Raw genomic sequence first — 11,741 nt, 5'->3', positions numbered from 1 at the left:
CCGGTCGGTCGCCGGAGGTGACCGGTTGTGGTGCAAGGGAGGTGCCGCCGTGTGGTGGCAAAGTTCCGAGCGGTGGGCATCCCGTTCAGTTGTCGATACGTATCGAACTTAGCATGATCGACTTCGGTCTGTCACCGGCGAGGTGTCAGAAGCCGTCGATCGTCAGGTGAAAATGGCGGTGGTCGCGCGCCGCTGGAGGGGTGCGGGTGCGACCAGGAGCTGGCCGGGCTCGCGGGCGGTGCCGCTGATGCGGTCGAAGAGGATCTTGACGGCCTGCTGCGAGACCTCGCGGGCCTGGGTGGAGACGCTGGTCAATGGCGGGTCGAACGATTCGGCCGTGTCATCCGGGCACAGTCCGATGATCGACACGTCCGTGCCGGGGCGCAGGCTGTGGAACTGCGCCAGCTGGAGGAGCCATTCGCTGGTCTGCGGCGTCCGCGCGATCAGCCCCAGGCGGCGACTGCGGTGTTCGAGCAGTCGGGGCGCAATCGCGTCGATGCCGGCCCAGCCGGGCCGCGGCGGGTCGACGATCGCGAAGTTCAGGCCGCGCTCGGCCGCGCGGACCCGGCAGGAGTCGTAGAACTGGCTGATGAACCGGTATTCACCGCCGCCTTCCCCGCCGACGAGGACCGCGTGCTCGTGGCCGGTGTCGGCGAGCTCGTCGATGAGCATGACAGCGGCCTGCTCGACGTCGTAGTCGACCGCGTCCAGACCGGCGGTATCGGCCGGCGTGCCCACCAGGACCACCGGCAGGTCCAGCGACGCGGCGGTGGCGATCCGCTCGTCCTGGGACTTGATGTCCATGAGGATGAACGCGTCGCAGGTCGAGCGCCCGGCCAGACGCTTGAGCCCGTCCGGTCCCTCGTCGGTAGTGACGAGCACGACGTCGTAGTCGCGTTCGCGCGCCGCCTCGACGATCGCGTCGATATAGGGCACGGAGTCGCGCGCGTCCGCGAGCTCATCGAAGTGGATCATGAGCGCGATGACATGGGTCTTGCGCCCGCGCAGCGCCCGCGCGCCCGCGTTCGGCTGGTACGTGAGCTGCTCGATCGCGGCCAGGACGCGCTCGCGGGTCTCCGGCGAGATCGACCGTTTTCCGCTCATGACATAGGAGACGGTGCTCTGCGAGACGCCTGCCAGCTTCGCCACGTCAATGCTGGTCGGCAGCGGCCGCCGCGCACGTCCCTCACTCATGCCACAAGCGTAAAGGGTGCCCGCGGAGGGCATCCGGGGGTTCCGGATACGTATCGATATAATTCTGGAATGCAGGCCGTCCGCGAACGCGAGCGCTGTAACGGGCCATCGCATGGCATCGTGGCCGCATCCACCATGGGTGCCGAGGTCGGCCGGGTCGCCTTCGACAAGACCGGCCCTCACTAACGCCGCCCCGCACGTCGAGCGGATCACCGTCCTCGACGGCACCGAGGCCGGCCTGCGCCGCCTGGCCGCGACCGGCGAACCTGGTCGGGCACCCGCCCGGACCTCGACACCATCCGGCACCATGCCGCCCAAGCGATTACCGTGCTACAGGCACGGCCCGACGGCGAGGCCCGTCTACTCGCAGGCGACCACGCCTTCGCCGCGCAACGGGTCGCGGCGCCGTCGGCCTCCGCCACCCGCCCACGACCTCGACGCCCGCGACCGGTGACGGAATTGTGGCGTCTTCACTGCGGCAATGGGAGATGCAGCCGTACGCAAGGTGCCTGTCGAACGGCACCGCGTCCGCTCCGCAAACGGCTGGCCCCGAAGGACCGCCAACGACTCATCGAGGACTATCTCGATGGGGCGCTTCAGAGAGAACTCGCCGCGCGGTACGCCATCGGGCTCTCCAGCGTCAAGACCATCCTCCGCGACGCCGGAGCCCGCAAGTACTCCCGCCTGTGAGACAGCGTGCTCGCCTCCGCGACCGATCGGCGTTGGAGGCGAGCACCTTCACTCGGTTTCCTCGCAGGCCGGAGGTCACTCGCCCGGCTCAGCGGAGACCCGGCCCCGGCATCTGTCGCAGACGCACACCATCGCCCGGCCGGTCGTTGCGTTCCTGGGAGGCGACGGGGCTTCTCCGTTCTCGGCTGCCGCCAGGTCGAGGAGGATGTTCGCGATCGTGTAGGGATCGATGTCCTTCCGCTGTTCACCCCAGACCCGGACCTCGTACTGCTTCCTCGCCATTCGCATCCCCGTTCTCACTGATCGAACGAGGGGTCGCCTACCTCGACGCTATTTCGGTGGTCTGGTTACACGACGCAGCGACACGGGGCCGCTGGAGCTGGGTACGGGTTGGTGACGCTTCGGAATGGCCCCGCTGCCGACGAGGTCGACAGCGCCTTCGAATGCCTCGTCACCGGCACCGAACCGGGCCTCGCCAACGTCGTCCACTCCGCCGAACCCGCCTCGCTTTCGGGGGAACGCTTCCTCCGTGGCGCTTTCCTTGATCTTCAAGTCACGCGAGTGGATCTGACCCCGCGTGGGGACCGGCGGCGCGGAGTCCGTCGAGCATGACGCCGAGGTAGCGCAGCGCCCGCTCGCGCTCCACCGCTGCGGTCAGTTCGGGTGCGTGGCAGGTGAGCAGGCCGATCATGGTCAGCACGTCGACGCCCTCGACGTCGGGCCGGAGTGCGCCTTCGTCGCGGGCGCGGGCCACCACCCGGTCGAAGCGGTCCACCCACGCCGCGGTCAGTCGCCGCAGTTCGGGGTCGTCGTCGCGGTTGGCGTTGAGCCAGGGGCGCAACCGGGCCGAGAGCGCCCCGAGGCCGGGTTCGGCGCATTCGCGCGAGATGCGTTCGAGGGCGGCCCAGCCGGTGGGCTCCTCGGCCAGGGCCTGCTCGGCGAGGCGGACGGCCCGCTCGAACATCGCCGAGGCGACTGCGTGGAGCAGCACCTCGCGGTCGGGGAAGCGCCGGTAGAGGGTGCCGACGCCGACGCCGGCCCGATGGGCGAGGTCTTCCATGGGCACGTCGGGGCCGCGTTCGGCGATGAGCTGGGAGGCCGCGGCGATGATGCGCTCGCGGTTGCGCTGGGCGTCGGCGCGAAGTCGCGGGGTGCCGGTAGAACTCATGGCCCAATAGTACTGGACGAATTTCTTCCGCTTATGCTAGCGTTCTCGATACGGAAGAAATTCTTCCACTTACAGGAGGCGTGATGATTCTCGTTACCGGAGCCACGGGAGCGATCGGCCAGCACCTCGTCGCGGATCTGGCCGCGCGCGGCGCGGCGTTCAAGGCGCTGGTCCGCGATGCGGCCAAAGGCGAGGCGCTCGGGACCGACTACGTAGTGGGCGACTTCGACGATGCGGGCGCGATTGCCGAAGCGATGCACGGCGTCGAACGGGTCTTCCTCAACTCGCCCGGCGCGCAGGCGGTCGAGGGCGCGCAGCCGATGCTGAGGTGGGAGCGGACCGTGATCGACGTGGCGAAAGCGGCCGGTGTGGGGTACATCGTGAAGCTCTCGGTCCAGCACGCCCGACGGGGCGGGCCGATGTCGGCCGGCGGGCACGGCGAGACCGAGGAGCACCTGAAAGCCTCCGGTCTGGGATGGACGATGCTCCGGCCCGGCGGCTTCATGCAGAACTTCCTTTCCCCCCGACGGCATCTGAGCGACGCGGCCGGGAACGTGGTGAACCACGAGAGCGACCCCGCGGTCGCCTACATCGACTGCGAGGACATTGCGGCGGTCGCTGCGGCGCTCCTGACCGGGGAGGGCGGCCGCGGAGCGACCTTCGACCTGACCGGCCCCGAAGCACTGCGCGCCTCCGAGATCGCGGCGCAGCTTTCGCTGGCCCGTGGTATCGAGGTCGGATTCACCGGCGAGTCGACCGCGGCGCTGGAAGCGCGCTTCCGCGGCTACGGCATGCCGCCGCGTCCCGCCCGGGAGATGGCCGCGCTCTACGAAGAACTCGGCACCGGCGCTTACGCGGCCCCGACCGACTCGGTGAAGCGCCTGACCGGCCGCGAACCGCGCGCCTTCGCAGCGTTCCTCGCCGCCAACCGCGCCGCCTTCGCGGCCTGAACACCTCGCACGGCGGCCAGGTCGCGATCCCGCCTACTCAGCCAGCAGCGTTGCCGCGTGCGATCGGCCGGAGGCCGTCGAGGAGGATGTCGGTGAAGGCGTCGACCAGTTTGGGAGTCTTGTTGCTGGCCTTGGCGATCGCGAAGGCGGTCTCGCCGATGACGGTGGTGATGGCGGCCGGATCGATGTCGTCGCGGATCGCCCCCTCGCCCCTCCCCTGCTCCACCATCGCGGAGACCACTTCGACCAGGTCGGCGCGTAGAGCGGCAGTGGCCGGGAGGTTGAAGTCGCCGATTTGGTCGCTGACCGTGTAATGCGCCGCCTGGAAGGCCATGAGCTCGGTCAGGAAGGCGCGCAGTGCCGCCGCGCCGCCTTCGCGCCGCAGCAGTTCCCTGCCGCGGTCGACGAGCGGATGCAGGAGTTCGGCTACGGCAGCGTCCATCAGCGCGTCCTTGCCGCCGAAGGCGCGGACGACGGTGCCGGTGCCCATGCCGGCCGCCTTGGCGATGGCCTCGACGGTAAGGGTCGCACCGGGCTCGGCCAGGAGCGCGGTCGCGGCGTCGAGGGCGCGGCGCCGGTTGCGGACGGCGTCGGCGCGAAGCGGTCGCTCGATCGGAGTTGACAAATGGAATCCTCATTCCATATATTTATCTGGAATCATCATTCCAGATACTACCTCGAGGGAGCACCCCATGAACGAGCGCGTACTCATCGTCGGCGCCAGCATCGCCGGTCTCACTACCGCATACTGGTTGACCAGGTCCGGCTTCGCGGTCACGGTCGTCGAGCGGGCCCCGGCCCCGCGGCCGGGCGGGAACGGCGTCGACGTGCGCGGGCAGGCTGCCTCCGTGGTCGAACGCATGGGCCTCACCGAAGCCGTCCGAGCGTCCGCGGCCGACGTCCGCGGCATTCGGTTCGTCGACGCCGCCGAGCGCACCACCGCGCGCGTCAGCATCGACGAGCCCGGCTCGGTCGAGATCATGCGCGGTGATCTGGTGTCCCTGCTGCACAAGGCGACCCACGCCGACTACCGGTTCGGCGACGGCGTGCTCGGCCTGCGCCAGGACGACGACGGCGTGACCGTCGACTTCGAGCACGGGCCGAGCGAACGCTACGACCTAGTCATCGGCGCGGACGGGATGCACTCCACCGTGCGGCACCTCGCCTTCGGCCCCGAGAGGGGATTCCTGCGGCACAGGGGCCACTACTTCGCATTCGCCAACGCCGACGCCGCGCTCGGCGAGGACCGCGCAGTCACCATGTACAACACCCCGGGCAAGATGGCCGGGCTCTACCGGTCCGGCAATCACGCCGGCGCCAAGGCGTACTTCATCTTCCGCTCAGACAACCTCGACCACGACCACCGCGACACCGAGCAGCACCGGCGCCTGATCCGCGCGGCCTTCGCCAACGAGACCGGCTGGCGCGTACCGGAACTACTGGAGGTGGCGCTGGACGACCCGGAACTCTACTTCGACGCCCTCGGTCAGATCCGGATGGACTCCTGGTCCCGTGGCCGGGTGGCACTGGTCGGCGACGCGGCCTGGTGCGCCTCGCCGGCATCGGGCGCGGGCGCCGAGCTCGCGATGGTCGGGGCGTACCGCCTCGCCGGAGAACTCACCGCGGCACGCGGCGACCACCGGACCGCCTTCGTGCACTACGAGACCGGGCACCGGGCGCTCGTCGAGCAGAAGCAGCAGATCGGACCGAACCTGCGGCTCATGGTGCCGGGGACCAATGCCGGCAGGCGGATCCGGGACACCCTCGCCCGACTCCCGATCCTCGGCCCGCTCGGGGCGCTTGAACGACTGGCACAAGCCGGGACGCGCCCGCTCCCCGAATACGCACCGGTGGCCTGAACATCAGATCCGGGTTGCCGGCGCCAGTTCGTCCCGGTCCTTCACCCCAGTTGCGCGGCGCTGTCGATGAACCGGGCCAGGAGCTCGTGCAGCAGGCGGCGGTCGGCCTCCGGCAGCGGCTCCAGGAGGCGGGCCATGACCTCGGCGGTGCTCGCCTGCGCAACGGCGAGCCGCTCCTTTCCCACGGGCGTGATGTGGACGCTGAAGCTGCGGCGGTCACGCTCGTTCCGGTGCCGCTCGGCGAGGCCTTGGCGCTCCAGCTCGTCGACGATGTGCACCATCGTGGACTTGTCGATCTGGAGCCGGTCGATGAGCTCGCGCTGGCTCATCGGCCCCGACTCAGCGACTTGGCCGAGCACGCCGAGGTGACGCAGTTCGACCCCGTGGGCTTCCAAGGCGCGATTGGTCGCGGCGCGGGCGTAGCGGTGCGCCAAGTACAACTGGCCGCCGATCTTCGCGTCGAGTTGTTCGTCGGGCTTCTCCATGCCGCCATCATAGTCGGTTGACAGATAGTCTAGAAATAGATAATCTCGGATCATGCGTATTCTTGTTGTGGGCGCCGGCCTCGCCGGCCCCTTGCTGACCCAGGGCCTGATGCAGGCCGGCATCGACGCCACGCTGTACGAGCGTGAAGGCGCCGAGCAGCCGAGCCAGGGCTTCCGCATCCACATCGCCTCTGAAGGCGACCTCGCGCTCCGGCGGTATCTCCCCGCCGACCTGTACGAGGAGGTCGTCGAGACCTCCGGGAAGCACGGCTCGGGCGTCCGCTTCCTCGACCCCGACCTCAACGTCGTCCACGAGATGCTCGTGCCGCCCGTCGAGGACGCCGAGTCCGGGCGGCACCTCACGGTCGACCGGCAGACCCTGCGCCGCATCCTGCTCACCGGCATCGACGTCCGCCACGGCGCGCCGTTCGAGCGCTACGAGCTCATCGGCGACCGGGTGCGGGCCCGCTTCGGGAACGGCGCGACCGCCGAAGCGGACCTGCTGGTCGGCGCCGACGGGACCCATTCGCGGGTGCGGGCGCAGCTCCTGCCGCAGGCGCGGGTCATAGAGACCGGCCAGACCGAGATCTACGGCAAGACCCCGCTGACCGACGCCGTCCGCGCCCTCGCGCCCAAAGCTGCCCTTGACGGGTTCTGCTCGATCATGGGCCCCGACGGGCGCTTCGTGTCCCTCGCGGCCCACGAGTTCGCCTCGGGCGAGGGCGAGGACTATGTCATGTGGGTGGTCGTCGCCCCTGCCGGGCGGTTCTCGGCCGACATCGCCGCGATGGACAAGGCCGCATTGGCCGAGACTGCGGCTGCGATCGTCGACGACTGGCACCCGAGTATCGGCACGCTCGTGCGGGCCACCGACCCGGCCACGGTCAACCCCACCACGATCAGGACCGCTGAACCAGTACCGCCGTGGGAGACCGTCCCGGTCACGCTCATAGGCGATGCCGTACACACGATGATCCCCCAGGGCACCAGCGCGGCCTTCGCCCTCAAAGACGCGGCGCTGCTGTGCCGCCGGATCACCGAGCGGACCGGTCCGCTCCTCGACGCCGTCCATGCGTATGAGACCGAGATGCTCGAGTACGGCTTCGCCGAGGTCGCGCGTGTCCTTGAGGCCGCGCAACACAACGGGACCACCCGCTGAGCACGTTGCCGTCATGGCGCTCCGAGGCGGCGGATCGTCGCTCGCGAAAGTGAGCGCCGTGACTTGCGGTCACTCGGGACCGGCCGCTTCGGTCCGGTCGAGTCGGTCGAGTGCCCACTGTGCCCATTCGAGGTGGGACCGGTGCTGGTAGATGCCGTACTCGATGGCCATGCGGCCGAACCGCAGCGGCCCGCGCGGATGGGGTTCGGCGTCGGCCCGCTCGGCGAGGGCTTCGAGTTCGACGAGTTCCCGTTCGGCCGTCGCCGTCTCCCGTTCGAGGACCGCTCGGGCCTGGGCGTGGTCCAGCGCCGACAGCAGCGACAGCCGCAGGACACGTTCATCGCGGACCGCCCGCTCTCCCGGCGGATCCAGAAGCCAGGCTTGCAGCGCTTCCCGCCCGGCTTCGGTGATCGCATACGTCCGCTTCCCGCGCGGCCCCTCGGCGACCACCGCGATCAGGCCGTCGCCGGCCAAGCGCTTGAGCTCGGGGTAGACGTGACTCTGCCGGGCCGTCCAGGCATACCGCTGCAAGGAGCGCTCGAACCGAGCGGTCAGGTCATACCCGCTGGCCGGGCCGTCTTCGAGAAGGCCGAGCAGCGCGTATCGCAGTGACATGAGCGAACCCCCGAGCAATCGACACCTACATTCGTATAGGTACGATTGTAGGTGTCAGATGCGGAAGTTGACCGCCACCCCCCTGCACGAGAGGAACCTTTCATGGACCGTGTGGACGTCCTGATCGCCGGAGCGGGACCAACCGGCCTCTCCCTCGCCTGCGACCTGCTCCGCCGGGGCATCGACTGCCGGGTCCTGGAAGCGGCGCCCCTCCCGGCGGCGGGCTCGCGCGGCTTCACCGTCAAACCCCGCACGATGGAAGTCTTCGACGATCTGGGGATCGCCGAGCGCGTCCTCGACGCCGCGGACGTGCACGAGCGCACTCGCATCCACCTGGGGACCGACCTGCTGGCCGATGTCCATGTGCCGCAAGCCGAGCCCACGGCATCCCGTCCTTACCCCAACTGCCTGGCCCTGCCGCAGTACGCGGTCGAGCAGTTCCTGCGCGACCGACTCGCCGAGCTCGGCGGGAAGGTCGAGTTCGGGCACCGGCTCACCGGTTTCACCGACGACGGTGAGAGCGTCACCGCCGCAGTCGATCACGACGGCACCGCACGGCCGGTCCGCGCCCGCTACCTGGTCGGCGCCGACGGCGGCCGCAGCACGGTCCGCAAAGGCCTCGGCCTGGCCTTCACCGGCACCACGAACGAGGACACCCGGGCCCTGCTCGCCGACCTGAAGATCGAAGGCTTGGAAGGCGACAGGGTCCACCTCTGGCTAGCCGGAAACGGTCACCTGCTCGTGGCACGCCCGATCCCGCGCACCGACTCCTGGCAACTGGTGGCCTCGACCGCTCCCACCGCCGACGGCACCTGGCCCGAGGTCACGCTCGACTCTCTGCAGGCACTGGTCGCCGAGCGCACCGGCCGCGCCGACGTCCGCCTGACCGAACCGTCCTGGGTCTCGATGTGGCGCTACAACCTGCGCATGGTCGAGTCCTACCGGGTCGGACGCGTCCTGCTGGCCGGGGACGCCGCCCACGTCCACAGCCCCTTCGGAGCCTACGGCATGAACACCGGCGTCCAGGACGCTTACAACCTGGGTTGGAAGCTCGCACTCGCCGTGCAAGGCGACGCCGAAGACGCGCTGCTCGACACCTACCAGACCGAACGGCTCCCGGTGGCCCGTCGCATCCTGGCCGACAGCGACCAGCGCTTCGCAGCGATCAACCCGCCGCAGTTCATCCGCCCGCTGCTGCGGTTCCTCCTGACCGCCTTCGTCACCCGCCAGCAGGTCCGCGACCGCGACGACCATCCCGTCTACCGCGACAGTCCCCTCAGCCGCGGCCTTCGGCGCGGACGCCTTCGCGCCGGTGACCTCGCCCCCGACGCGCTGCTCCACGGTGAGCACAGCCCGGTCCGCCTCTCCGATCTCACCCGCGGCCCCCACTTCACCGCAGTCGACTTCACCGACCAGGTCTCCTCATCGGCCGATCCACTCCAAGGCGACCTCGTCCATGTCCATACGATCGGTCGTACCGGCGGCCCCCTGACCGATCCTGCGGGCACCCTGTACCGCGCCTTCAGGGCGAACGAAGGCACCAAAGTCCTCATCCGCCCCGACGGGTACATCGGATTGATCGCGGACGCCAAAGGCGAACCCATCCACGCCTACCTGCGCGCCATCGGCCTCACCTTCCCTCCGGCCTGAGCCGATATCAGGCCAGCGCCCGGTCTGGTGTCAGTGTCCTCGGGACCGGCGGTGATGCCGCCGGGGTTGTCGGCGGCGGAGAACTCCACGTCTGAGGAGATAAAGAAGATCTCCTCCTGGGCCGCGATCCTGTTCGCCCCCACCCTGGTCGCGACCGTCTGCGGCATGAACTTCGACCACATGCCCGAACTGTACTGGCTCGCGGGCTACCCGTTCGCACTCACGCTCATGCTGGGCGTATCGGTGGTCCTGCACTTCGTCTTCAAATGGCACGACTGGTTCTGAACCGGGCGCCGACGTCCGCGAGTCGGTCTTCCCTACCCGCTGCACCAGCCCGAAATGGGAACCGGGCACATCCTCCAAGATGCCCGCGCCTACCATCGCCAGCGGCGTGGCCACCGCGACCGTCAGCGAGTACCGCGCCCAGCCCCGCGACCAGCCTTGCAACGGTGCTTGCCGCGAGTACCACCAGACGCCGACCGCCGCCAGCGCGCCCATCGTCAGGAATGTCGGCAGTGCGTTGAGGTTGTGGATGGTGGCGTGCAGGGTCGGCTCGCCGGTGAAGTGGGCGTCGGCGGGGTAGCCGCCGTCGGGGACCATCACGAAAGCCCCGGTGATGATGAGTTCGATGCCGAAGAGGCCCACCAGGATCGGGAGAACGACTCGGCCTTGCTCCCCGCGGAGCGCGAGGCGCAGGCCGATCGCGAATACGAGGAGCAGGGCGCCGGTGGCGACGAAGTTGGTGATCTGGATCCAGCCCACTGGGCCGAGGCTCAGCTCGGAGCCGCCGCTCACCGCCGAGAGGTGGTGCCCGTCTGCGCCTTCGGCCCGTCGGTGTAGAGCCAGGCGGTGGCCTTCTCGTAGAACAGCGGAATGAACAGGCGCATCACGATCGCCTGGAGGCGCTGCTTGAACGGTCCCGCCTGCTTCGCGCCCCGGTTGTCCTCAGCGAGCCGCAGCAGCTTGCGGACGCGGGGCAGGCGCCGCGCCTCATAGGACCGCAGCGCGTCCTCGACCGTGGACTCTGCGGCGATTGCCTCGGCCAACGCGATCGCGTCCTCGATCCCGGCCGAGGCCCCCTGGCCCGCGCCGACCGGGTGCGCGGCGTCGCCGACCAGCACTGCCCGCCCGCGCCGCCACGTCGATACCGGGTCGAGCGCGTGCATGATGACCGGCGTGTGGATCCGCTCGGTCGCCGCGATGACCGCGGACGGGACCGCCTCTCCCGCATACAGTTCCGCGCATCGCCGCAGCCATTCGGCGTCAGTGACGCCGCTGCGCTCCGGCTCGGCCGGGGCGGCGATCTGCGCCGACCACCACACCGCGCCTCCGGCGGCCAGGTGGATGAAGGCCCCGTTCCGGGCGAAGGTCAGATTGAAAGCGCCCGGTTCGACTTCGACGCCCTCGGCGAAGCCGGAGACGCTGTAGAGCCCGGCGTACTCGGGTCGGCCGGCGGTCGGGTCGACGAGTTCCCTGGCGGTCGACCAGATCCCGTCGGCGCCCACCAGCAGGTCCGCGCTGTCGCGGTGCCCGCCTTCGAACTCGGCGGTGATCCTGGAACCGGTCTCGGTGAAGCCGGTGAACCGCTCGCCCAAGCGCAGGTCGGCCCCGCCCGCGCGAGCGGCCTCGCGAAGGATCTCGACCAGCTCGCCGCGCATCAGGGTGACGCTGTGCAGGTCGTCGCCGCTGCGCCGCCCGCGCGGGACGTCGGCGATGCGCTTCCCTGCGGCCGACCACATCCGCTGGCGCGGGATGTCGTGACCGGCCGACTGGACGCGTTCGAGGCAGCCGAGTGCGCCCAGACCTCGCAAGCCGTTGACGGCGAGGCTGATGAATGAGCCGACCGAGCCGGCCGGGTCGGGGTGGGCCTCGTAGACGACGACCTCGGCCCCGGCCTGCCGCAAGGCCAGGGCGGTCGCGGTCCCCGCGACGCCGCCCCCGATGACGATGATGCGCATGCGTACTCCAAAA

11 protein-coding genes and 2 pseudogenes are annotated in these 11,741 nt (G+C 69.7%); 5 read left to right on the top strand and 8 right to left on the bottom strand.

Translation table 11 applies throughout. The features are described 5' to 3' along the window. Positions 1-162: 162 nt before the first annotated feature. The 3 genes from ACZ60M_RS13560 to ACZ60M_RS13550 all read right to left on the bottom strand — a co-directional run bounded on the left by ACZ60M_RS13560 (position 163) and on the right by ACZ60M_RS13550 (position 3,052). Positions 163-1,194 (bottom strand): LacI family DNA-binding transcriptional regulator, encoded by a 1,032-nt coding sequence (locus ACZ60M_RS13560; protein WP_465417873.1) that lies wholly within the window; start codon positions 1,192-1,194, stop codon positions 163-165. Between the two features lie 765 nt (positions 1,195-1,959). Next, positions 1,960-2,166, bottom strand: coding sequence for a hypothetical protein (locus ACZ60M_RS13555; protein ID WP_465417871.1), 207 nt, complete (start codon positions 2,164-2,166; stop codon positions 1,960-1,962). Positions 2,167-2,437: 271 nt separating this feature from the next. Continuing rightward, positions 2,438-3,052, bottom strand: coding sequence for a TetR/AcrR family transcriptional regulator (locus ACZ60M_RS13550; protein ID WP_465417869.1), 615 nt, complete (start codon positions 3,050-3,052; stop codon positions 2,438-2,440). 83 nt (positions 3,053-3,135) lie between these two features. Between ACZ60M_RS13550 and ACZ60M_RS13545 the strand changes: the two genes are divergently transcribed. Next, entirely contained in the window at positions 3,136-4,002 is an 867-nt protein-coding gene (locus ACZ60M_RS13545) for an NAD(P)H-binding protein (RefSeq protein WP_465417867.1), read from the top strand. Between the two features lie 37 nt (positions 4,003-4,039). Here the strand turns inward: ACZ60M_RS13545 and ACZ60M_RS13540 are convergent, their stop codons facing one another. Then, positions 4,040-4,627: a TetR/AcrR family transcriptional regulator gene (locus tag ACZ60M_RS13540; protein ID WP_465417865.1), complete on the bottom strand. Its 588-nt coding sequence runs from the start codon at positions 4,625-4,627 to the stop codon at positions 4,040-4,042. Between the two features lie 67 nt (positions 4,628-4,694). Between ACZ60M_RS13540 and ACZ60M_RS13535 the strand changes: the two genes are divergently transcribed. Beyond that, positions 4,695-5,861 carry an FAD-dependent oxidoreductase gene (locus tag ACZ60M_RS13535; protein ID WP_465417863.1) on the top strand — a complete coding sequence of 389 codons (1,167 nt, stop codon included), beginning with the start codon at positions 4,695-4,697 and terminating at the stop codon, positions 5,859-5,861. Positions 5,862-5,902: 41 nt separating this feature from the next. On the opposite strand, the gene ACZ60M_RS13530 is transcribed toward ACZ60M_RS13535, so the two are convergent. Continuing rightward, positions 5,903-6,346: a MarR family winged helix-turn-helix transcriptional regulator gene (locus ACZ60M_RS13530; protein ID WP_465417861.1), complete on the bottom strand. Its 444-nt coding sequence runs from the start codon at positions 6,344-6,346 to the stop codon at positions 5,903-5,905. 52 nt (positions 6,347-6,398) lie between these two features. Between ACZ60M_RS13530 and ACZ60M_RS13525 the strand changes: the two genes are divergently transcribed. Then, complete coding sequence (locus ACZ60M_RS13525; protein ID WP_465417859.1) at positions 6,399-7,505, top strand: FAD-dependent oxidoreductase; 1,107 nt, start codon at positions 6,399-6,401, stop codon at positions 7,503-7,505. A 69-nt stretch (positions 7,506-7,574) separates the two neighbouring features. Here ACZ60M_RS13525 and ACZ60M_RS13520 read toward each other — a convergent pair whose 3' ends face one another. Further along, positions 7,575-8,120 carry a PadR family transcriptional regulator gene (locus ACZ60M_RS13520; protein ID WP_465417857.1) on the bottom strand — a complete coding sequence of 182 codons (546 nt, stop codon included), beginning with the start codon at positions 8,118-8,120 and terminating at the stop codon, positions 7,575-7,577. Between the two features lie 102 nt (positions 8,121-8,222). Between ACZ60M_RS13520 and ACZ60M_RS13515 the strand changes: the two genes are divergently transcribed. Continuing rightward, positions 8,223-9,770: an FAD-dependent monooxygenase gene (locus ACZ60M_RS13515; RefSeq protein WP_465417855.1), complete on the top strand. Its 1,548-nt coding sequence runs from the start codon at positions 8,223-8,225 to the stop codon at positions 9,768-9,770. 87 nt (positions 9,771-9,857) lie between these two features. Next, a pseudogene (locus ACZ60M_RS13510) lies at positions 9,858-10,055 on the top strand (CorA family divalent cation transporter); the annotation flags it as partial. 42 nt (positions 10,056-10,097) lie between these two features. Here ACZ60M_RS13510 and ACZ60M_RS13505 read toward each other — a convergent pair. Beyond that, positions 10,098-10,565: pseudogene (locus ACZ60M_RS13505) on the bottom strand (DUF998 domain-containing protein); the annotation flags it as partial. Next, positions 10,562-11,728, bottom strand: coding sequence for an FAD-dependent oxidoreductase (locus ACZ60M_RS13500; RefSeq protein WP_465417853.1), 1,167 nt, complete (start codon positions 11,726-11,728; stop codon positions 10,562-10,564). The pseudogene ACZ60M_RS13505 and the gene ACZ60M_RS13500, both read right to left, overlap by 4 nt. Between the last annotated feature and the right edge of the window lie 13 nt (positions 11,729-11,741).

The organism is Glycomyces sp. NPDC050141 (genome assembly GCF_055586545.1).
This window is presented reverse-complemented; position numbering and strand designations above follow the sequence as displayed.